Source organism: Erwinia sp. INIA01, assembly GCF_025947915.1.
In the GTDB taxonomy this organism is placed as follows: Bacteria; Pseudomonadota; Gammaproteobacteria; order Enterobacterales; family Enterobacteriaceae; genus Erwinia; species Erwinia coffeiphila.
Genome location: NZ_JAPDNC010000003.1, coordinates 339,571 through 362,055, shown reverse-complemented (window position 1 = coordinate 362,055; position 22,485 = coordinate 339,571). Strand labels below are relative to the sequence as shown.

The window sequence follows — 22,485 nt, the reverse complement described above, 5'->3', positions numbered from 1 at the left end:
GAAGTCAGGAAGTCAGGAAGTCAGGAAGTCAGGAAGTCAGGAAGTCAGGAAGTCAGGAAGTCAGGAAGTCAGGAAGTCAGGAAGTGAAAACGTAGTCGGAGCGCAGTGCAAACAGGTAAGCCTGTCTTCAATAAAATTGCGCTAAATATAAGAAATACCCCCCGCGAATTTCGCGAGAGGCATCGTTTTTTGCTCTACGGCCTGAACACTGACGGCCCGAAGATCAGAACACCACTTCAGCCTGCACGCCGAAGCTAATCTGATAATCTTTACCGTCGTTAAAGGTGGTGCTGTCGATCTCGTTTTCCAGCGCCTTCAGATAGGTGGTGTACAGGCGGATTTCCGGGCGCGAGTTCAGAATGCTGGTATCCACCTTAAAGACCTGTGCCAGCGTCACCTTATAGCCGGACTCATCAAAGCTGAGGTTGTTGGCGCGGTTCTGCTGGTTAAAGTAACCCAGCTCCAGCGCGGTCTGCATGGTGCGGCTCCAGATCCACGACGGGCGGATCACCGCGCGCGCGGTTTCGAAGTCGGTGTGTGCGCCGGTGTAAGTGGAGTAGAGATCGTGGCCGCGACCGTAGACCAGCGCGTGCGCCATGATGATCTTGTCGCTCAGGTAAAACTCGCCCTGGCTGACCAGGCGCCAGCCGATACCGTCACTGTGAATGCCGTAGTAGGAGCTGTTGTAGTCAAAATCCGGGTTGGCGCTGGAGATATTCATAAACTGGCTGGCCAGCGAGTTATCGGCCACCTGTAGCGTCAATTCGTTGGTGCCGTTAAGCAGCGGGTTGCGCAGAATCGCCTGGCCAAGCCAGGAGGATTTGACCTTGTAGTAGTCGTTATCCGCCTGCGCCTCTTTCTGTTCATCGGTCTGATTGGCGAAGGCGTATTTCGCCCCCAGCTCCAGCGTCACGCTGTCGGTTATCGGCAGGTTTTTATAGCGAACTTCGGCGATATTGACGTTAACCTGAGTGGTATCGCTACAGGTTGAGGAACCCGCCGCACACACCGTGCTGTAGTTATCGATGTCGTTGCGGGTCAGCGCCATGCTCAGCGATCCCACCGGCATCGCCCAGTTCTCAATCCCGATGCCCGCGCCGGAAAGCGTGCGGTTGCTTTTCCAGTCCAGCAGCTGAATTTCATACTGCGGCAGCGTGTGTTTACCGATCCACACCGAGGCTTCCGGCGCGAACGGCAGCAGGCCGTTACCCTCTACGTACAGCTTGCTGAGCTTGCCCATACCGCCGCCGGACATGCCCTTTTCGAAGGATTCATTGCTCTGGGTTAAGCCTAAATCGCCCTCAAACTGCACGTTAGCCCAGATGGATTTATCGCCCTCGCGCCAGGCGCGTTTTTTCAGCGACAGGTTATACCAGCCGTCGTATTCGTTACCGAAGCGCCCCAGCGACCCCACGCCCCAGGACTTCGGCCCACCGTTGGTGGTGCTGGCCCAGCCGGAGCGGAAATAGCCGGAGTATTTAAAACCGGTGTCGTCCTGTACATATTTACTGATCTGCTTCAGCGTGTCCGGCGACAGCTCCAGCGGTGCGGCGGAGGCGGTCCGGGCGACCGATGGTGCAGAGGTTGCCGGAACGCCAGCAGCCGATCTCCCTGATGAAGATGCCGCCGGAACGCCAGAAGTAACGCTGCCCGCAGACGAAGCCGAGGCAGCATAAGCAGCAGAACCCGCCGGAGAACCGGATGCCGCCGAATCAGCACGAGCCGAAGCCGCCTGCGCCTGTTCTTTATCCTCGTAGGCCTGCAGTTTCTGCTGGGTAGCCAAAAGCTGCGCCTCCAACATTTCCATGCGCTGCTCCAGCGTCAGTTTTTGCGCCACGGCTTCACCGCTGACGGCGTAGCAAGAGAATAACGCCGCCGCGATCATCGTTTTTTTATAATTCAGTTGTTTCGCTTTCATTATTACCCCAGGGTATTGCATCCCCGCAAAAAAAAAGACCCGCCGCCAGCGGAGTGTATTTCCGCCGGTTGCAGGTCTCGCCTGAATTAAATCAGTCACGTCCTGAAGGGATAGTTTGAATTAACCATCAATGTTGTTTTATTAACGACGGCGACAGCCCAACGCCGCTACTGACTTTATTTCTACTGCGCGTTAATTCGTTACAGCGACAGCGCCATTACCGGTTCGCCAGAGCGAGAATGTGGTTTATCGCTAATCTGCATTTCACGCCACGCTTCACTGTTTGTGACAATCACCGGCGTCACCGTGTCATAGCCCGCTTTCTTAATTTCATCGAGATCGAAGGTCAGCAGCAGCTGGCCCTTTTTCACTTCATCACCCTCTTTCACCTGCATCTGGAAATGCTGGCCTTCCAGCTGCACGGTATTGATACCCACGTGGATCAGGATCTCCGCGCCGCCGGTGGAGTTAATGCCGATGGCGTGGCCGCTGGCGAAGGTGCTGGCGATATGGCCATCCACCGGGGAGTACACCCGCCCTTCATCCGGCACAATGGCGAAGCCCTGGCCGACAATGCCGGAGGAGAAAACCTTGTCATCGACCGCCGTCAGCGGGATCACCGTACCGGAGATCGGGGCGGCGATCTGCTCGTTGACCACCTGCGCCGCCGTTGCTGCCATTGCTGCCATTGCTGCCGTTGCTGCCGTTGCTGCCGTTGCTGCCGTTGCTGCCGTTGCTGCCGTTGCTGCCGCAGAAGTTTCCGTGCTCACGGTGCGTTTTTCCCCTGTTGCGGGCGCAGAAGGTGCGGTTTGAGCCGTGCTCTTCAGCGCCGGGTCATCGAATCCGACCAGCAGCGTCAGCACCAGGCTGGCGGCAAAGGCCACCACGCAGCCGATAACAAAGCCGATAAAGCCTTCGCCGTAGAAGATAGGCAGGGTCAGCAGGCCCGGCATGCCCATGGAAATGGCTGAGCTTTTGGCATAGCCTGCAATGGCTCCGCCGAATCCGGCAGCGATCACCGCGCAAACAAACGGCTTTTTCAGCTTGAGGGTCACACCGTAAACACCCGGCTCGGTAATGCCGAACAGCGAGGCGATAAAGCTGCTTCCCGCCAGCGCCTTAAGCTTTTTATCTTTGGTACGCAGCATCACCGCCAGCAGCGCGCCGGACTGGGCAAACACCGACGGGCTGGAAGCCGCCTTCAGATAGCTGTGGCCCATCACCGAAATATCGTTGATAAAGACCGTCACAAAGCCCCAGTGCACGCCGAAGATCACCAAAATCTGCCACGATGCGGCCATCAGCGCGCTGGCAATAATTGGATTGATGCCGTAGATGCTGACAAACAGTGATGCCACCGCTTCGCTCGCCGAAACGCCCACCGGGCCGATGGTCATTAACGTCAGCGGCACCATCAGCGTCAGCAGGAAGAACGGCGTCAGGATATTACGCACGCTTTCGTGAATATGGCGGTTCAGGAAGCGTTCCAGAATCGACATCAGCCAGACGCTGAAAATAATCGGGATCACCGTGCCGGTATATTTCATCATCATCACCGGCAGGCCGAAGAAGGTCACCGGATTACCGGCGGTAAACAGCTGCTGGATGCTGGGATAAATCAGCGCACCGGCAATCGACACCGCAACAAATACGTTGGTTTCAAATTTACGCGCGGAGGTAATCGCCAGCAGCATCGGCAGGAAATAGAACAGGCTGTCCGAGGCCGCATGCAAAATAATGTAGGTGGTTTCTTTGCTGGTCATCCAGCCCGCCGCCAGCACAATCGCCAGCGCGCCCTTTAATACCCCGGCGGCGGCCATCGCGCCCAGCAGCGGAGTGAAAATTCCCGACACCAGATCGATCAGTCGGCCCAGTACCGAGGCGCTGTTTTGCTGCTCCGGTGCCGCCTTTTTACTTTTGCTGTCGTCCAGCAGCCCGGAGATGGCACCGATTGCGCGGAACACATCCGGCACGCGGTTACCGATCACCACCTGCAGCTGGCCGGAGCCTCTCACCACGGTGATCACGCCGTCCAGCGCTTCCAGCTCCGGCTGATTGACCTTGCTATTGTCGATAATTTTAAAGCGCAGCCGCGTGGCGCAATGCACCAGCGAGGCAACGTTGTTCTCCCCACCCACCAGCTTGAGTATATTTCCTGCCAGCACTTCAGTATTCATGATAATAATTCCCGTTTTATCGACGACAGTCATTGCAGTGCGTTTACGATCGTTGCCTGTATCCGCTGGCCAGCAGGAAAAAAAGCAAAAAAAAACCTGGATAAAATAGTGTGAAAAAACACACTGCTTTATCCAGGTTTCGCCCAGAGAATTCTGGTCACGTCCTGACGAACGCCCTTCTTTTAACAATACCGCTGAAGAAATTCCACTGATATATCCGGTTTTGTGAAAGTCATCACTAAATTTTCATTCCGCCCGCGGTGAAAAAGAATTAAATACGGCGGCTGCATCACATTTATCAGGAATAGTGATTGCCCCGGCCGTACCCTGTTCTTATAACTACGCCCTCAGGACGTTACTGATCATTCGGCGAAACCTGCTTTCTGTTGCTTACCCGGCAACGGAAAGCAGGTTTTTTTGTTTTTGGCGATCCCCAACGGAGAAAGATGATGGCCCGGTTAAACCCACTACTCGGCGCGATGCTCGCCTGTACCCTCACCAGCACCACCGCCCTCGCCGCAGCGGAACAGGCAGCGACGCAGCAACAGGAACAAACGCAGGCGCAGGCAGGACAGCAGAAAACGCGCATTCTGATTTTGTCCGATATCGGCAATGAGCCGGACGACTCGCAGTCGCTGGTGCGCTTCCTGGTGTACAGCAACGAATTTAACGTGGAGGGGCTGATAGCCACCACCTCAACCTGGCTGCGTGACCGGGTGAACCCGGAGATGATGCACAAGCGCATCGACGCCTATGCGCAGGCACTACCGAATCTGCGCAGGCACGCGGAAGGCTACCCGAGCGCCGAAGAACTGCGTTCGGTCGTGCGGGCCGGTCGCGCCGGTTACGGCATGGACTACGTCGGCGCGGGGAAATCTACCGAGGCGTCGGCGCTGATTATCAAGTCGGTGGATAAATCTGACCCGCGCCCGCTGTGGATCGACGTCTGGGGCGGCGCGGTGGATCTGGCGCAGGCGCTGTACGACGTGCGCGCCACCCGCAGCGCGGAAGAGGTTGAGGCGTTCGTCAGTAAAATCCGCGTTTATGCGATATCCGATCAGGACAATACCGGCGAATGGATACGGGCGCAGTTCCCTGCACTGCGCTATATCACCAGCATTCACGCCTGGAATGACTATTTCATCGCCACCTGGAGCGGCATGTCGTCGCGCTTTGCCGAAGGCGGCGATATGAGCCAGGTCAACAACGACTGGCTGGCCCGCAACATCCGCAATCAGGGACCGCTGGGCGCGGCCTATCCGGCCATTGAATACACCATGGAAGGCGATACGCCCTCGTTCCTCTACCTGCTGCAAAACGGACTGAATGCGCCGGAACATCCGGAGTACGGCGGCTGGGGCGGGCGCTATGCGGCGGTCACGCCCGACAGCCGTAGCGGGCTGCGCACCAGCACTTCCGATACGGTCACCGGCGTCGATGGCAAAAGCCACCGCACCGCCAGTGCCACCATCTGGCGCTGGCGCGAGGCGTATCAAAATGATTTTGCCGCACGTATGCAGTGGAGCGTGACCCCGGACGTGAAAAAGGCCAACCACAATCCGCAGCTGGTGCTGAACGGGCAGCCGGGACAGGGGATCGTCGAGCTAAAAGTGAAATCGGGCGAAGTGGTAGAGCTGTCGGCGAAGGGGTCGCACGATGTGGATAATAACCGCCTCAGCTACCGCTGGTGGCAGTACAAAGAACCGACCGCCACCACGATGAATATCCACTTTGGCCCGGACCTCAAGCTGGAGGATACCGAGCGCGAGGCACTCCGCTTTACCGCGCCAGCGGTGAAAACAGCGACGCCGTTCCATATCATTCTGCAGGTGCAGGATGACGGTACGCCGTCACTGTTCGCCTACCGCCGCGCTATCGTCACCGTAACGCCATAACGGCAGCACGCCCGGGCACACAGGGTGCCCGGGCAACGCGATCTCTCACGGTCAGACGGGATCGTTCAGGCTGGCACCGTTGCTGCCGATCACATCGCGATACCAGTAAAAGCTTTTCTTACGGCGGCGCTCCAGCGTGCCGTTGCCTTCATCATCGCGGTCAACGTAGATAAAGCCATAGCGTTTAGACATCTGTGCAGTACCGGCGCTGACCAGATCGATCGGCCCCCAGCTGGTGTAGCCCATCAGCTCAACGCCGTCTTCAATCGCTTCCCTCACCTGCACCAGATGGGCTTGCAGATACTGGATGCGGTAATCGTCCTGGATCGAGCCGTCCGCAGCCGGAACGTCTTTCGCCCCCAGACCATTTTCCACAATAAACAGCGGCTTCAGGTAGCGATCGTGCAGTTCGTTGAGCAGGAAGCGCAGCCCCTGCGGGTCGATCTGCCAGCCCCATTCGGAGCTTTGCAGGTGCGGGTTGGGGATCATCTTCATGATATTGGTGCGCGAGCTTTGATACAGCTCCGGCTGCGCCGCCGCACAGCCGCTCATGTAGTAGCTGAAGGAGATAAAATCGACCGTCTCTTTCAGGTCGGCAGCGTCCTGCGCGGTGATATTCAGCGCAATGTCGTTTTCGCGGAAGAAGCGCTGTATCCACGCCGGATAAGCCCCGCGCGCCTGCACGTCGCCAAAGAACAGCCAGTCGCGGTTCACGCTCTGCGCCTTCAGCACATCTTCCGGCTTACAGGTGATCGGGTAGCGGATCCCGCCCAGCACCATGCTGCCGATTTTGGCATCCGGGATAATCTCGTGGCAGGCCTTCACCGCACGGGCGCTGGCTACCAGCTGATGATGGATTGCCTGATAGATTTCCTGCTTGCTTCTTTCCCCCGCCAGTCCGACGCCGGTAAACGGTGCGTGCAGCGCCATATTGATTTCGTTGAAGGTCAGCCAGTACTTCACCTTATCGCGGTAGCGGGTGAAAACCGTGCGCGCATAGCGTTCAAACATCGCAATCACTTCGCGGCCGCCCCAGCCGTCGTACTTTTTCACCAGCCCGTAAGGCATCTCATAGTGCGACAGCGTGATCAGCGGCTGGATACCGTAGCGCGCCATTTCATCAAACAGGCGGTCGTAAAACGCTAACCCCTCTTCATTTGGCTGGGTTTCATCACCCTCGGGGTAGATACGCGTCCAGGCAATGGAGGTGCGCAGCACTTTAAAGCCCATCTCGGCAAACAGCTTCACGTCTTCCGGGTAGCGGTGATAGAAATCGATGGCCTGATCTTTCACGCCGTGGCTGTCCGCGTCACGCTCAACGACCTTGCCGTGGATGCCCTGCGGTTGCAGATCGGAGGTGGAAACGCCCTTCCCACCCTCGTTCCATGCGCCTTCAACCTGGTTGGCCGCTACCGAACCGCCCCACAAAAATCCTTCCGGGAATGCCATATTCATCGTTACCTTCTCCTTTATGACTCATTTAACTGCGTGCCTGCTGCGCAGGCCTGAAAACAAAAAAACCTGCTCAGCACCGGCATCGTAAGATGTCGTTGCTGAAGCAGGTTTCGCCTGATTGGTTCAGTTACGCCCTGAAGTAAGACCTGTAAATCAGTTTAACCGCCGCTGAGGCGATTGATATGGATGGTCAGAAACATCACCTCATCGGTGGTGAGCTGGCAGCCATAGTTTTTATCCACGTAGTGACAGATTTTCTTTGCGCAGGCCCAGGCCTTCGGCATCATTTCGGTAATGCCCTGATAGATACTGTCGTCGCCGTGCGCCACGGTTTTACGATTCAACAGCCGCAGAGCGAAGAATTTCAAATGGGTAACAAAACGCTGGTAGTCCAGCGAGTCTTCATCCCAGGTCAGCTTGAAATCGTACTGCAAAATGCTCAGTACATCCCTGATAATGGTCGCACTGTCCATGGTGCTCTGCATATCGCTGTTGTTTTTGGCATTGGCCAGATGCAGGGCGATAAATCCCGCCTCATCCTGCGGCAGCGTAATACCGAGCGCCTGCTCGATCAGCCCCAGCGCTTCCAGCCCGACGGCAAACTCCTCGGCGTAAAAACGTTTGATATCCCACAGCAGGAAGTTCTTAATCGCCAGGCCGTTGCTGTGGCGCTGAATGGCGAAATTAATATGGTCGCTGAGCGCCAGGAACAGCGTGTCCTGCACGGTGATCGCCAGCCGCTGCTGCGCCAGGTTGATAATACGCTGGGTCACGGCCAGGTTCGCCGGCGGGATCTCCGCCAGCAGCTGCGCGAACACATCCGCCAGCCCCTCGGACTTTTTCACAAACTGGCTTTCGATCTCGCTGGCGTCCACCGTATCCCCGGGCTTTTTACCAAAACCAATACCGCGCCCGATCGCCACCACCTCTTCATGCCTGGCGTTGATCAGCAGGACCGCGTTATTGCTCAGAATCTTATCGACTATCATTGCAGCCATCTTTCACGTGACCTTTTTCATAAAAAAGACAAAAAAAAACCTGATTGCATTGAAGCCATTACGGTTTCAATGCGATCAGGTTTCGCTCAGAGTTATCTGATAACGTCCAGGGGGCTGTTATAACGAATCATCCCGCCGGTCTCAAGCGCCCTCGCCAGGAACTGTGACGATAATCATGAACTGATGCCCGGACGGGTTTTGCTGATACCGAAATCGCGGGGCCCTTCCCCGCCGGAATGCTGCCGATGGGGAAGGCACAGCGCAATCACGGTTCACCAATTGCTGCAGACTCAGAATAAGCATAATCGCTTATCTTCCGTTATCCTTCACAGCTGACATTTCAACAGAGCCAGCCACGGTAAAAGATTATTACCATCCACTCTGTCTACTAAAAACCCTTTTTCATCGATGAGTATTTTCTTCTGTTTTACGGAATTACCGACATTTCCACCGATGGTAATAAGGTATCCCTGTTCCCGATTAACATAAATAACCACGTCACCGTGTGAAGGGTAGAAACTGTCCGTTTTATACGCCAGTTCGGCATTTTCAAAACTGTATTCGCTCGCATATTCTCGGCCCGAGCAAATAATATCACCAGGTGAAGGAATATCAGAATCAGGTGATACAGCATAGTAAGCGCTTTTAGTCCCGTTTTGCCGCGCCTTCCTTGCCGATTCGATATAATGGCAATGCGCCGAGGAGTAGTTAAACAGATCGCCTGCACCGGCATTTTTAACAACGAAAGAAACAAAGGCTGATGACCATGCCGGATTATAAAACTTCCCGTGTTTATCTTTTGACAGCGTTTTGCCATCTATATTATCTATATTGATGGCTTTCCAGTAGTCGCCAACGCGTTTATAAACAGCAGCATCATATTCTTTCAGCGTTCCCGAGCGGAATTTGGAATATTCGCGATCGCATGCCGACAAAAGTTCTTTGATAAAAACAGTCATACATCCCCCACAGACTAGTGAAAAATGAAACCTCATCTGTTAAAAATTTAATTACTTTTTTAGTTTTTAATAACCAAAAATGAAACGCGTAAACTTTTCGCTTTCCAGAGACAGGCGTTATGAAAGGCGTTGGTATCGGTTTGCCGAAAGCGATAATAACCTGACCGGCCCCCTTTTCCAACACGTTGCTTTCATTGAAGAAAAACATTAACCCAATGAAATTTATTATGTTTTTCATTGAGAGCAATATTTTAACCCGGCAAAAAAATTTTTACGGTAGATCGCCGATTCAATCAGGGGATATCGCGGATAACGGTCTGAGCCGGGAACAGGCGTCAGCGGCGATCCAGGTCGCTGCCGCCTTTGAAACGCAGGGCGATCGCCCTGCGTTTCGGAGTAGATCGCCGCCCGATCAGCTCCCGCGATAGGTGGACCAGCCGCCGGGGGCAATCAGAAACGGCAGATGGTAGTGATCGTCCGCCGCAGCCGGAATAATGAAATCAATCTGCGCGCAGGGGAAAGGCGTCTCCAGCCCCTTTGCTGCAAACCAGTCGCCGGTTTCCGCCACCAGCCGGTAGCGCCCTGGTGGCAGCGGCGCGGGGGCGAAGTCGCCCAGTCGTCCGTTGGCGTTGGTCAGCCCGCTGGCGATAACCTGATCGCCCTGCTCAAGCCGCAGCGCCACGCCCCCGGCAGGTTTACCGGTGGAAATATCCAGAATATGGGTGCTGAGGGTGGTCATTCGCTTATTGCTCCTTCCAGTCGTAACAGGGTAATTTCGCGCAGCGCTTCCAGCGCCGCCTGCACTTCTTCTGCGTGGCTGTTGTTCAAACGCTGTGCCAGCGCGGCCAGGATCTCCTCGCCGCTGCGGCCTTTGGCGCGGATCAGGAACACCCGGCCAAAGCGTGCCTCATAGCGGGCATTACCCGCCTTCAGTGCCAGCGCCAGCTGCGAGTCCTGGTCGTTAACGGCTCCCTGCTCCTGCCGCGACAGCGCGGCGTGCGCCTGGCTGCCGGTGGGCTTTTCGCCGATGCGCGGATGGGCGCTCAGCGCCTGATTCAGCTCCGCTTCCCCCCAGCTCTGCGACGCCTGCTGTGCAGCGCCGAGCAGCGATTCGCGGCTGGCGTACGGGCGTGCCGCAACCACGGCTTCGCTCCACGCCGGGATTGCCACGCAAGGCGCAATCAGGGCCAGCGCCTGCGGCGGTGAAAGATGATTAAAGTGACTCAGCGCTGTCATTACTGCTCCTTGCTGCCGCGACCGGCGCGGCGGTTTTCTCTTCGGGGATAATCAGGTTAAGGACAATTGCCACCAGCCCGCCGCTGGTCGCCGCAGAGCCAAACAGGTTGCCGATAATCGGCGGGAAGTGGGCGAGAAACGCCGGAACCGCCTCCACGCCCAGGCCAAAGCCAAATGCCAGACCGACGATCAGCATATCGCGGCGGTTTAACGGCACCTGAGTAATAATGCGGATACCTGCCGCCACCACGCAGCCAAACATCACCATCGTCGCGCCGCCCAGCACCGGCGTGGGGATCTGCCGCAGGATCTCACCAAACGGCGGGAACAGCCCAAGCAGGATCAGAATCACCCCAATATAGCGGCCAACGTAGCGGCTGGCGACGCCGGTCATCTGAATCACACCGTTGTTCTGCGCAAAGGTGGTGTTGGGAAACGCACACAGCATAGCGGCAATCATGCAGCTGATGCCGTCGGCCAGAATGCCGCCCTTCAGGCGAGAGCGGAACGCGCCGTCGTCAATCGACTGTTTCGAGATCAGGCAGTTAGCCGTCAGATCGCCCACTGCTTCAAGAATACACACCAGCGAGACTAAAGCGATCGGCAGGAAAATGGCGCTGTTAAACTGGAAGCCAAACGGGAACAGCGACGGCAGACGGAACCAGGTGTCGCCGATGCCGGTCAGGTGAAAATTCCCACTCAGCGCGGCGGCAACGCAGCCGACGGCAATGCCCACCACCACCGAAGAGAGGCGCAGCCAGCGGTTCTTCGCGCAGCTCAGCAGCACGATCGCGCCCAGCGTAACGGCCCCGAGGGCGATATTGCTCATGCTGCCGAACGCCTGCGACTGCTCGCCGCCGCACCAGTTAATCACGCTGACTTTAATCAGGCTGATGCCGATCAGCGCAATCACGCTGCCGGTAATAATCGGGGTGAAGATTTTTTTCAGCGGTTCGATAAAGCGGCTGACGATCACCGGCACCAGCGCGGCAACGAAGTTCACGCCAAACAGCATGGCCATAATATCCTGCGGTCCGCCCCCCTGGCCTTTGACCCAGATGCCACCGGCAATCGCCACGCCGAGAAAGGCAAAGCTGGTGCCCTGCATGCAGATCATCCCCGCCCCGATGCCCCAAACGCGGTTGGACTGAAGAAACGTACCAATGCCGGAGGCCAGCAGCGACATGCTGATCAGATACGGCATCCAGTCGCCCAGCCCGAGCGTGGCACCAATAATCAGCGGCGGAGTGATAATCCCCACCAGCCCGGCCAGCACGTGCTGTAGCGCGCTGAAAAACGCCGGAAGCGGTGGGATCTTCTGCTCAAGTCCGTAAATCAGCGTGTCGTTCTTTTCATCAGCCATGGTTGTTGCATCCCGTTGCGAATAAGCGATATCAGCACATTGCATAAACCAGACCAGAGTCGCCAAAACGGCGCGGATAATTTGTTTTCCGGCCGATTACCAACGCAATTTCAATAAGATAAATTCACCAATAACGTCGTTTTGTCCGCCTGTAAATCACCGCATCTGAATGAAACGTTAGATTCCTGATGACCAGGTAAGAAATTATTGATTCACGATAAAGCAGAGACTGCGATGTATCGCACTAAAAAGAGGCACAACACCGCCTGCTTACGATAGAAACGCCGCCGCCAGCGCCTTTGCCGACCTGGTACGCAAATTGCTGAACCCCATAACGAAGCCTGAACAGGAGAGAAAAATGAAAGCATTAGTTATCGGTGGCGGCATTGGCGGCCTGAGCGCAGCGGTTGCGCTGGAGAATGCAGGGATCGACTGCGAAGTATACGAAGCGGTAAAAGAGATCAAACCGGTGGGTGCGGCGATTTCCATCTGGCCTAACGGCGTAAAGTGCATGCACCACCTTGGCATGGGCGAGATTATTGAAACCTTTGGCGGACCGCTGCGTTCCATGGCCTATCAGGATCATCTGCGCGGTGAGGTACTCACCCAGTTCAGCCTGGCCCCGCTGATCTCACGTACCGGCGGCCGCCCCTGCCCGGTTTCCCGTGCTGAACTTCAGCGCGAGATGCTGGATTTCTGGGGGCGCGATCGGGTGCAGTTCGGCAAGCGGGTGACCCACACCGAGGAAAACAGCGACGGAGTGACCGTCTGGTTTACCGACGGCACCTCAGCCCAAGGCGATTTCCTGATTGCCGCCGACGGCAGCCACTCGGCGCTGCGGCCTTATGTCCTGGGCTACACGCCGGAGCGCCGCTACGCGGGCTACGTTAACTGGAACGGCCTGGTGCAGATCGATGAAGCCATTGCCCCTGCCGAACAGTGGACCACCTTCGTGGGCGAAGGCAAGCGCGTGTCGCTGATGCCGGTATCCGACGGGCGCTTCTACTTCTTCTTTGATGTGCCGCTCCCGGCAGGGCTGCCGGAGGATCGCACGACGCTGCGCGCCGATCTGAGCCGTTATTTCAGCGGCTGGGCCGCACCGGTACAGACGCTTATCGCGGCGCTGAACCCGGAAACCACCAACCGCATTGAGATCCACGATATCGAGCCGTTTGACCGGCTGGTGCGCGGGAAAGTGGCGCTGCTGGGCGACGCCGGGCACAGCACCACGCCGGATATCGGCCAGGGCGGCTGCGCGGCGATGGAGGATGCGGTGGTACTCGGTGCCGTTTTCCGCGAGCACCGCGATATCGAATCGGCGCTGCGCGAATATGAAGCGCAGCGCTGCGACCGCGTGCGTGACCTGGTGCTCAAGGCGCGCAAGCGCTGCGACGTGACCCACGGCAAGGATATGGCGCTCACCCAGGCCTGGTATCAGGAACTGAAGGAGGAAACCGGGGAACGCATCATCAACGGCATGTGCGAAACCATTCAGGGCGGGCCACTGGGCTGACGCCACTCAGGTTTCGACTGTGGGCTGCATCGCCTCCAGCACCGCCGTCAGCTTCTGAATCGCCATCTGCGCCGGGCGCGAAAGCTGGCGCGAAGGGGCGGTACAGAGCGCCAGCGTCAGCGGCCGCAGCAGCGTGCCGCGCAAAGGAACAAACGCCAGCTGGCCGCGCTTCACTTCATCGTGAACGTCCAGCAGGCTCAGCACCGTTACGCCGCTGCCCTTCAGCAGCAGCGATTTGATCAGCCGAATATCATTACAGCTGACGGTGTTTGCCGGTGAAAAATCGTGGTGGCGGTAGAGCATCGCCACCCGCTCGTGAACGATCAGCGGCGCGCCGGGAAGGATATGGCGCTCGCCGCTCAGCTCGCCCAGCGAAATGCGCCCGGAGGATGCCAGCGGATGATCCGCGCGCATCACCATCCCCATCTCCAGCTCGACAAACGCCAGCACGCTCAGCCCCGCCTGCCCTTCAGGATCGAGGATCAGCCCGAAATCGAGATCGGCCTGGCGTATTCGCTGGCTGACCGTATGGCTGTCGGCCACCTGTAACACCAGTTCCAGCCACGGACAGTCGGCGATGATGTCGGACAGCGCGGTGGCAAAACTGCCTTCGGCCAGCGCCTGCACCAGCCCGACGTTGACCGTGCCGCGCCGCAGCCCCTGTAGCTCATCAAACTTCTGCCGGGTCAGGCGAAACTCCTTCTGCCAGCGCAGAATATTGTCATACAGCAGCTCCCCCGCCGTGGTCATCCGCAGCCCTTCCGGCAGGCGTTCAAACAGCGGAGTACCAAATTCTTCTTCAGCCTGCAGGATCTGGCGGTTAATCGCCGAGGCGGAAATATGCAGCTTTTCCGCCGCCCGGCGCAGGCTGCCGCAGCGGGCCACTTCGGCAAAGTAGAGCGCAAAACGTGAAAACGGACTCATGCGGCACCTGTACTCATTTTTGCAACACCCTGGTGAATTAATGCTGATGGATGCGTACACCCTAATATGACAACAATAAACCCACAACAACTAAACCAGTATTTTTTGTGAGCAGGAAGGCCAACGATGAACACGCACAAACCCACTCCCCCCGCGCATTGCACCTTCGAGCCGGACGACTGGCTGAAGCTGGCGAAATGCTGGCACCCGGTAGCCCGCGCCTGCGACATCGACGCCGCGCCGGTGAAAGCCACGCTGCTGGACGAACAGCTGGTGATCTATCGCATCAAGGGCAAAGTCGTCGTTGCACGCGACGTCTGCCCGCATCGCGGCGTACCGCTGACGCTGGGTTTTCACGATGAGGAAGGGATTATCTGCCCGTACCACGGCCTGCGCTTCGGCGAAGACGGCCGCTGTAACCGCATTCCATCCAGCCCGGACCAGCCGGTGCCGGCCAAGCTCAACCTGATGAGCTATGCGGTGGAAGAGCGCTACGGACTGATCTGGACCTGCCTGGACTTTGATGCTGAAAACCCGCCGCCGCTGCCGACCATGCCGCTCTGGGATGCAGAGGGCTACCAACAGATAAACTGCCCGGGCTTTGAGGTCAACGGCTTCGCCGGTCGCCAGGTAGAAGGTTTCCTGGACGTTGCCCACTTTGCCTGGGTACACACCGATACCTTTGCCGACGCCGACAACCAGCTGGTGCCGGACTACAAACCGCAGGACACGCCGTTCGGCTTCGTTGCCGACTACTGGAGTTCGGTCAGCAACTACGCGCCGCACTCGGAATACCGTGCGCCGGAAGGCTTCCAGTGGCTGCGGCATTTTGAAATGCACCTGCCGTTTACCGCCACGTTGACCATTCATTTTCCGGGCGATGAGCGAATGGTGATTATGAACGCCGCGTCACCGGTGTCGGCCAGGGTCACCCGTATGTTTGCGCCGATCGCCCGCAATGTCGATCTTCACGTGCCGGTGGAGGACGTGCATGCCTTCAACCTGCGGGTGTTTGAGGAAGACCGGCTGATGGTGGAGACTCAGCGCCCGGAAAGACTGCCGCTGGACCTCACTCTGGAGGCGCATATTCCCGCCGATCGCAGTTCGATTGCCTACCGTCGCGGCCTGAAAAAAATGGGCTTTGGCGAATTTTTCCTCGTCTGACCGGAGGCTGCGATGAGTGAGATGCTGGAAGCAAGAGTCGACGGCCTGTGGTGCCAGGGCGACAAAAGTCTGGCCGTCAGCCTGGTCGGCACCGGTGCTGCGCCGCTGCCGGCGTGGCAGCCCGGTGCGCATATCGACCTCCACCTGCCCTGCGGACTGATCCGTCAGTATTCGCTGACCGGCCCCGGTGAGGCGAACCGCTATCTGATCTGCGTGGCGCGTGAAGCTGCATCACGCGGGGGATCGCGCTATATTCACGACACGCTGCGCCCCGGCCAGCGGCTGATGATCTCCGCCCCACGCAACCTGTTTCCCCTGCATCCTGCCGGGCGGGTGCTGCTGCTGGCAGCGGGGATCGGCATCACCCCGCTGTATGCCATGGCGCTGCGACTGAAGGCGGCAGGCACGCCTTTTGAACTGCACTACTTTGTCAAAAGCCGCCGCAGCGCCGCGTTTATCGCTGAACTGCTGGAAAGCGGCAGTGAGGCGCTGTGTACCGTTCACTGCTCCGACGAAGGCGGCAGCCCGCGCCACCGGCTGGCGCAGGCCATCACGGCTCCACAGGGTGAACAGCATCTTTACGCCTGTGGGCCGCAGGGGTTTATGACTGCGGTGGCGGAAACCGCACGGGCGAAAGGCTGGGTGGCAGATCAGATCCACAGCGAAGCCTTCCAGCCCGTTGCCCCGACGGCGGGCGGATCGCAGGACGGCACGTTTACCGTCAAGCTGGGGTCGACCGGGGAACGCTGGCCGGTTCCGGGAAACAAGAGCATCGCCCAGGTGCTGATGGAAAACGGCGTGGCCGTGCCGCTCTCCTGCGAGATGGGCCTGTGCGGTGCCTGCCTGACGCCGGTCATCGACGGTATTATCGATCACCGCGATACCGTGCAGTCCGAACAGGAAAAAACCGCCCCTACGCAGCATATTGCGCTGTGCTGCTCACGCAGCCACTCCGGGGAGATTGTTATCGATCTTTGAAAGGCAGAGCCCCTCGCTACTGCGGGTCCCCTTTCGGGATCTCGGCAAAGAACCCGGCAAACAGCGGCTGACGCAGCTGGTGCAGCACTTCCTGCAGAGTATCCAGCGGTGCGGCGGACCAGTCGGCGCGGGCGTCGACGTCGGGGTATTCACGGTCATACCAGATTTTCAATGCGGCCGAATGCATGCCGCGCCTGTCGCCGCCCGCCATCGCTCCGGCGCGCATTGCCGCAAGCAGCCTGTCGGCAAACGGCAGCTCGCTGCGCAGCTGGTATTCCCGGCGCATCTCCGCCAGCGTTTCCGCATTAAGCAGTAAATTCCCTCCGACCGCGCCGTCGTTCACCGACAGGCTGTCGGCATACACGCCACACAGCGGGCCGCTCCAGTGCGCCACGCTGCCGCTGCGATCGACGATCATCACCTGCCTGCGCGCCGCTTCCGGGTCTTCCCGCAGCAGCATCGCCAGCGTTTCGGTGGCGGTAAATCCTTCACGCAAACGCGCAATGCCCTGAATGCCATACAGCGGATTGGTCATCGCCTGGGTGGCAATCGCTCCTACCCGCGCGGCACCGTGGATCACCAGCGCGCCGACCGCCGGGCCTGCGGTGGCCGTGGCCGCACCGAATGCGCCGGTGCGCGGATCGCGCGCGACGATTGAGAAAGTCATGTCAGCTCCAGTCGCAGGGTCAGACTAAATTTATATGGATAAATTATTGCAATAAACTCTATTTATACGCATAAATAATAATCAGGACAACCGGAATTCACTCCCCGAAGCAGAAGAGGCCACCATGCTGAGTACGCGACGAATCAAGGTTATAATCAGAAGTGCCCTGCTGCTGTGCCCGCTGCTCGGTGCACCGCTGGCGCAGGCCGCCACGCCCGCCGATGCGCTGCTGATAGGCCAGGTGGCCGAACCGCAGTCGCTCGATCCACAGGTCGCAACCGCCGCCAACGACTCGCGCATTCTGGTCAATATGTATGACGGACTGGTGCGCAACGGCGAAGGTAAACTGGATATCGAACCGGCGCTGGCCACCCGCTGGGAAATCAGCCCGGACGGACTGACTTACCGTTTTCACCTGCGCGACAACGTGCGCTTCCACGACGGCACGCCGTTTAACGCCGAGGCCGCGAAGTTCACCTTCGATCGTATGATCGATGAGAAGAACCCGTGGCACGATACCGGACCGTTCCCGCTGTCGTTTTTCTTCTCCAGCATTCAGTCCATTGACACCCCGGATGAACAGACGCTGGTGTTTCACCTGAAAGAGCCCTTCGCGCCGTTTCTCTCCAATCTGGCGACCCCGACCGGGCTGATCGTGTCACCCAGCGCGGTGAAAAAATACGGTAAGGATTTTGGTCGCCATCCGGTGGGAACCGGGGCGTTTCAGTTTGGCGAATGGCGGGCCAACCAGCGCGTAGTGGTGACCGCTAATGCGTCTTACTGGGACGGTAAACCGGCGGTCAACACCGTGGTATTCCGGCCGATTACCGACGGCAATACCCGCGTGGCGGAAATGCTTTCGGGCGGGATCGACGCGATGGTGGAAGTGCCGCCGGATACGGTGAAACTGTTCGCGGAGAAGCGCAAACGCTTCCGTCTGTATGAAACCACCGGGCCGCACGTCTGGTACGTGATGCTGAATGCTCAGGTGCCGCCGTTTAACGACGTCCGCGTGCGCCAGGCGGTGAACTACGCGGTGAACAAGCAGTCGCTGGTCGACAATATTCTCCAGGGCTCGGCAGACGTGGCCGACGGCCCGATCCCGGCGGCGTTCAGCTGGGCGGCGAACCCCGACGTGAAGGCATATCCCTACGATCCGCAGAAGGCGCGCGAGCTGCTGAAAGCGGCGGGAGCGGAAGGTTCAACCCTGACCTTCTACGTCACGGAGGGGGGATCGGGGATGCTCGACCCGGTGCCGATGGCCACCGCCATTCAGGCCGATCTGAAAGCGGTCGGACTGAATGTGAAAATTGAAACTTATGAATGGAACACCTATTTGTCGAAGGTCAACGCCGGACTGACGCCGCAGACCCATATGGCAGAAATGGCGTGGATGACCAACGACCCGGATACCCTGCCGTTTTTAACCCTGCGCACGGAAGCCTGGCCAAAAAAAGGCGGCTTTAACTCGGGCTACTACAGCAATCCACAGGTAGATGCGCTGCTGGAGAAAGCCCGTCTGACCACCGATAACGCCGAGCGCGGGCAGCTTTACCGCCAGGTGCAGCAGATCGTGCATAACGATGCGCCGTGGCTGTTTGTCGCCAACTGGAAGCAGAATGCCGTGACCTCCACGCGCATCAATCATTTTTCCCTGCAACCGAACTTTAACCTGTTACTCAACCGGGTGACCAAACAGTAACGCCGACGCAGGAGCCTGACTATGTGGCACTACACGCTAAAACGCGTCCTGGCGATCGTTCCCATCTTTATCGGGCTTTCGCTGATCGTCTTTCTGATTATGGCGATGCTCCCCGGCAATCCGGCCCAGGCGCTGCTGGGTGCCTGGGCCACGCCGGAAAACGTCGAACGCATCACCCGCGATCTCGGTCTGGATAAGCCGCTGTGGCAGCAGTATCTGATCTGGATCGGCAACATCCTGCACGGCGACTTTGGCCGCTCCTACGTGCTGAACCGCCCGGTGATTGACGAGGTCTTGCAAAGGCTGTCGGCCACGCTGATCCTCGGCGGCAGCGCGCTGCTCCTTAGTACCGTGCTCGGACTGCTGGCGGGGATTGCCTCCGCGCTGCGCCAGTTCGGCTGGGGCGACCGGCTGATCACCCTGTGCGTGCTGGTGGGGATTTCCATGCCCTCGTTCTGGATCGGCCTGCTGATGATTATGCTGTTCGCCGTACAGCTACAGTGGTTCCCGGCCTCGGGGATGTTCGCCATCTGGGGCGGCGGTGACTGGCTGGATCTGCTGCATCATCTGGCGCTGCCCGCCATTACTCTGGCGATTGTTGCCACCGGGGTGATCGCCCGCCTGACCCGCACCGCAATGCTGGAAGTGCTGCGCCAGGACTTTATCCGCACCGCCCGCGCCAACGGCCTGAGCGAGTCGAAGGTGATTTACCGCCACGCCTTCCGCATGGCGCTGGTGTCGGTGATCCCGGTCATCGGCATTCAGGCCGGTTTCGTGCTGGGCGGCGCGGTGTACATTGAAACCGTCTTCCAGTGGCCGGGGCTGGGCGCGATGCTGGTGAAAGCCGTTGCCACCCGCGATCTGCTGCTGGTACAGGGCGGCGTACTGGTGGCCGCCGCGGTCTATGTGCTGATCAACCTGTGCGCCGACATCCTGCAGGCGCTTCTCGACCCGAGGTTAAAATCATGAGCCAGATTCTGAATGCGCCCTCTGCGCGCCACCGCCCGTCGCTCTGGTCGCTGCTGCTGGCGAATCGCCTGGCGACGCTGGGGCTGATTATTCTGCTGCTGACGGCGATCGTCGCCCTCTGCGCGCCGCTGCTGCCGCTGGCCGATCCGGATGCCACCAACCTGCTGCAGCGCCTGCTGCCGCCGCTGTCGCCGGGGCATCTGCTGGGCACCGATCCGCTGGGGCGCGATGTGCTCTCACGCCTGATCTGGGGAACGCGGGTGTCGCTGGCGGTGGGCATCAGCGCCACGCTGCTGGCAGCGCTGTTCGGCACGCTGATCGGCCTGCTGGCGGGTTACGCGGGCGGCCGCACCGACAGCCTGCTGATGAGGCTGATCGATATGCTGATGGCCTTCCCCTATATCCTGCTGGCGCTGGCGATTGTCGCGGTGCTGGGGCCGGGGCTGCTGAACGCGCTGTACGCCATCGCCGTGGTCAATATTCCCTTCTTCGCCCGTAATATTCGCGGCCTGGCCGTCGGCCTGCGCCAGCGCGACTTCGTGCAGGCGGCGCGGCTCTCCGGCAAAAGTCACGCTTCGGTGCTGTTTACCGAAGTGCTGCCCAACGTGATGCCGGTGATCGTGGTGACCATGTCTACCACCATCGGCTGGATGATTCTGGAAACCGCCGGGCTGTCGTTCCTCGGCCTCGGCACCCAGCCGCCGGATGCCGACCTCGGCTCCATGCTCGGCCAGGGTCGCGCGCAGATGTTCAGCGCCCCGCACGTATCGCTGGTGCCGGGAATTATGATTTTCCTGCTGGTGATGAGCTTTAACCTGCTGGGTGACGGCATCCGCGACCTGCTCGATCCGCGCCTGCGCTCCGGCGTGCTGCAACGTGCGCAGGCGGTCACCACCGTCACCCGCCCTGCCGTACCGGCGGCAAAAACCGAAGACACACTGCTGGAGGTGGTGGATCTGAAGGTCAGCTTCCGCGCAGGAAAACAGACTCAGCAGGCGGTAAAGGGCATCAGCTTCCATCTGCAACGCGGGGAATGCCTGGGGCTGATTGGCGAAAGCGGCTCGGGCAAAAGCGTTACCGCACTGTCAATCATGGGCCTGCTGGCCTCGCCGCCGGGGGAAATCAGCGGCGGCGCGGTGTACGTCGGCGGCGAAGAGATGCTGTCGCTTTCCCCTGATGCCCTGCGCCAGCGGCGCGGCGCGCGCGTGGCCTATATTTTCCAGGACCCGCTGAGCACACTGCATCCGCAGTTACGTATCGGTGACCAGATCGTTGAGGCGATTCAGGCGCACAGACCGCTGTCGCGCAGCGAGGCGCGGAAAAAAGCCGTGGCCCTGCTGGAGGACGTCGGTATTCCCGATGCCGCCGCGCGCTTTAACGCCTGGCCGCATCAGCTTTCCGGCGGTCAGCGCCAGCGTGTGGGCATTGCGATGGCGCTGGCGAACGACCCGGAGATCATCATCGCCGATGAACCGACCACCGCGCTGGACGTTACCGTGCAGGCGCGCATTCTTGAGCTGCTGCAAAACCTGCGCCGCCAGCGCGGGCTGACGCTGCTGTTTATCACCCACGACTTCGGCGTGATTGCGCAAATCTGCGACCGTGTGGCGGTGATGCGCCACGGCGAGATCGTAGAAAGCGGCGATACCGCCACCGTCCTGGCAAATCCGCAGCATGATTACACCCGGCGGCTGATCGCCAGCGTGCCGAAAGCTGGCCAGGGCCGTGATTTCCTGCGCCAGGTCGCGGCACTTTATCCCGGCAGCCAGCCCCAACAGGAGCGCGTATGAGCAACGTGATTGAGGTGGAAAACCTGACGAAAACCTTCAGCCACGCCGCGCGCTGGTTCAGCCCGGCGGCTCATCAGGTGCAGGCGGTAAAAGGGATCTCCCTGCATCTTGCCGCCGGTGAAACGCTGGCGGTAGTAGGCGAAAGCGGCTCGGGAAAAAGTACCCTGGCGCGCATGCTGGTCGGGCTGGAGACGCCGACATCGGGCACCATTCGCCTGATGGGTAACGAGGCAGGCCCGGGGCGCAGCGCCAAAGAGAACGGACGGCTGATCCAGTATGTCTTTCAGGACCCGGTCGCTTCTCTGAACCCACGAAAAACCATCGCTGAGACGCTGGACGTGCCGCTGAAAGCGCTGTGTGGCTACGGCAGCGCCAAAAGAAAAGCGCGGATGCTGGAGCTGATGGAGGCGGTGAAAATGCCCGCCGATGCGCTGATTGGCTATCCGCACGAGTTTTCCGGCGGGCAGGCCCAGCGTCTGGCGCTGGCGCGGGCCCTGGCCGCCGAAGCACGTATTCTGGTGCTGGATGAACCGGTCAGCGCGCTGGATGTGTCGGTACAGGCGCAGATTCTGCTGCTGCTGGAGCAGTTAAAAGAACAGTTTGGCCTCTCCTACCTGTTTATCAGCCACGATCTGGCGGTGGTCGAGTCGATTGCCGATCGGGTAGCGGTGATGTATCACGGAGATTTGGTAGAATGTGCCGATAACGCCACGCTGTTCCGTTCACCTCAGCACCGCTACACGCAGAGTCTGCTGGCCAGCGCCCCCCGTCTGTGAA

Annotated in this window: 18 protein-coding genes; 8 read left to right on the top strand and 10 right to left on the bottom strand. The window is 59.1% G+C overall.

The genetic code is table 11. From position 1 onward, the window contains the following. Window positions 1–223 precede the first annotated feature (223 nt). Window positions 224–1,918, bottom strand: coding sequence for a carbohydrate porin (locus OMR58_RS07220; protein ID WP_264545574.1), 1,695 nt, complete (start codon window positions 1,916–1,918; stop codon window positions 224–226). Window positions 1,919–2,118: 200 nt separating this feature from the next. Continuing rightward, a complete protein-coding gene (locus OMR58_RS07215) occupies window positions 2,119–4,095 on the bottom strand; it encodes a beta-glucoside-specific PTS transporter subunit IIABC (RefSeq protein WP_264545573.1) in 1,977 nt (658 codons plus the stop codon). Between the two features lie 446 nt (window positions 4,096–4,541). Here OMR58_RS07215 and OMR58_RS07210 point away from each other — a divergent pair, with 446 nt between their 5' ends. Then, window positions 4,542–5,990, top strand: a complete 1,449-nt coding sequence (locus OMR58_RS07210; RefSeq protein ID WP_234471913.1) for a DUF1593 domain-containing protein — start codon at window positions 4,542–4,544, stop codon at window positions 5,988–5,990. Between the two features lie 51 nt (window positions 5,991–6,041). Here OMR58_RS07210 and OMR58_RS07205 read toward each other — a convergent pair whose 3' ends face one another. From OMR58_RS07205 to OMR58_RS07180, 6 genes are all read right to left on the bottom strand, one after another. Next, entirely contained in the window at window positions 6,042–7,445 is a 1,404-nt protein-coding gene (locus OMR58_RS07205; protein ID WP_264545572.1) for a glycoside hydrolase family 1 protein, read from the bottom strand. 158 nt (window positions 7,446–7,603) lie between these two features. Then, window positions 7,604–8,434 carry a BglG family transcription antiterminator LicT gene (gene licT / locus OMR58_RS07200; RefSeq protein ID WP_264545654.1) on the bottom strand — a complete coding sequence of 277 codons (831 nt, stop codon included), beginning with the start codon at window positions 8,432–8,434 and terminating at the stop codon, window positions 7,604–7,606. A 335-nt stretch (window positions 8,435–8,769) separates the two neighbouring features. After that, on the bottom strand, window positions 8,770–9,402 hold the full coding sequence (locus OMR58_RS07195; RefSeq protein ID WP_172606545.1) for a DUF2272 domain-containing protein: 633 nt from the start codon (window positions 9,400–9,402) through the stop codon (window positions 8,770–8,772). 412 nt (window positions 9,403–9,814) lie between these two features. After that, on the bottom strand, window positions 9,815–10,141 hold the full coding sequence (gene uraH, locus OMR58_RS07190) for a hydroxyisourate hydrolase (protein ID WP_105591495.1): 327 nt from the start codon (window positions 10,139–10,141) through the stop codon (window positions 9,815–9,817). Beyond that, window positions 10,138–10,638, bottom strand: coding sequence for a 2-oxo-4-hydroxy-4-carboxy-5-ureidoimidazoline decarboxylase (uraD, locus tag OMR58_RS07185; RefSeq protein ID WP_264545571.1), 501 nt, complete (start codon window positions 10,636–10,638; stop codon window positions 10,138–10,140). The genes uraH and uraD overlap by 4 nt, the downstream gene beginning before the upstream one ends. Beyond that, complete coding sequence (locus OMR58_RS07180; protein ID WP_264545570.1) at window positions 10,616–12,001, bottom strand: nucleobase:cation symporter-2 family protein; 1,386 nt, start codon at window positions 11,999–12,001, stop codon at window positions 10,616–10,618. The genes uraD and OMR58_RS07180 overlap by 23 nt, the downstream gene beginning before the upstream one ends. A 358-nt stretch (window positions 12,002–12,359) precedes the next feature. Between OMR58_RS07180 and hpxO the strand changes: the two genes are divergently transcribed. Continuing rightward, window positions 12,360–13,514: an FAD-dependent urate hydroxylase HpxO gene (gene hpxO, locus OMR58_RS07175; RefSeq protein WP_264545569.1), complete on the top strand. Its 1,155-nt coding sequence runs from the start codon at window positions 12,360–12,362 to the stop codon at window positions 13,512–13,514. Window positions 13,515–13,520: 6 nt separating this feature from the next. Here the strand turns inward: hpxO and hpxR are convergent, their stop codons facing one another. Then, window positions 13,521–14,438: a LysR family hpxDE operon transcriptional regulator HpxR gene (gene hpxR, locus OMR58_RS07170; protein ID WP_200561125.1), complete on the bottom strand. Its 918-nt coding sequence runs from the start codon at window positions 14,436–14,438 to the stop codon at window positions 13,521–13,523. A 126-nt stretch (window positions 14,439–14,564) separates the two neighbouring features. Here hpxR and hpxD point away from each other — a divergent pair, with 126 nt between their 5' ends. Together hpxD and OMR58_RS07160 are read left to right on the top strand one after the other, a co-directional pair. Beyond that, window positions 14,565–15,602: a molybdenum cofactor-independent xanthine hydroxylase subunit HpxD gene (gene hpxD / locus OMR58_RS07165; protein ID WP_200546056.1), complete on the top strand. Its 1,038-nt coding sequence runs from the start codon at window positions 14,565–14,567 to the stop codon at window positions 15,600–15,602. A 12-nt stretch (window positions 15,603–15,614) separates the two neighbouring features. Then, entirely contained in the window at window positions 15,615–16,580 is a 966-nt protein-coding gene (locus OMR58_RS07160; protein ID WP_264545568.1) for a PDR/VanB family oxidoreductase, read from the top strand. 16 nt (window positions 16,581–16,596) lie between these two features. Here OMR58_RS07160 and OMR58_RS07155 read toward each other — a convergent pair whose 3' ends face one another. Then, window positions 16,597–17,247, bottom strand: coding sequence for a DUF1028 domain-containing protein (locus OMR58_RS07155; RefSeq protein WP_264545567.1), 651 nt, complete (start codon window positions 17,245–17,247; stop codon window positions 16,597–16,599). A gap of 124 nt (window positions 17,248–17,371) precedes the next feature. Here OMR58_RS07155 and OMR58_RS07150 point away from each other — a divergent pair, with 124 nt between their 5' ends. Genes OMR58_RS07150 through OMR58_RS07135 form a run of 4 tightly spaced genes read left to right on the top strand, consistent with a single transcriptional unit; the run spans window position 17,372 to window position 22,484 of the window. After that, window positions 17,372–18,949, top strand: coding sequence for an ABC transporter substrate-binding protein (locus OMR58_RS07150; protein WP_264545566.1), 1,578 nt, complete (start codon window positions 17,372–17,374; stop codon window positions 18,947–18,949). Between the two features lie 21 nt (window positions 18,950–18,970). Further along, window positions 18,971–19,918: an ABC transporter permease gene (locus OMR58_RS07145; protein WP_264545565.1), complete on the top strand. Its 948-nt coding sequence runs from the start codon at window positions 18,971–18,973 to the stop codon at window positions 19,916–19,918. Further along, window positions 19,915–21,708 carry a dipeptide/oligopeptide/nickel ABC transporter permease/ATP-binding protein gene (locus OMR58_RS07140; RefSeq protein WP_264545564.1) on the top strand — a complete coding sequence of 598 codons (1,794 nt, stop codon included), beginning with the start codon at window positions 19,915–19,917 and terminating at the stop codon, window positions 21,706–21,708. Before OMR58_RS07145 ends, OMR58_RS07140 begins: the two co-directional genes overlap by 4 nt. Then, window positions 21,705–22,484, top strand: a complete 780-nt coding sequence (locus tag OMR58_RS07135; protein ID WP_264545563.1) for an ATP-binding cassette domain-containing protein — start codon at window positions 21,705–21,707, stop codon at window positions 22,482–22,484. Before OMR58_RS07140 ends, OMR58_RS07135 begins: the two co-directional genes overlap by 4 nt. The last annotated feature ends 1 nt before the right edge of the window (window position 22,485 follow it).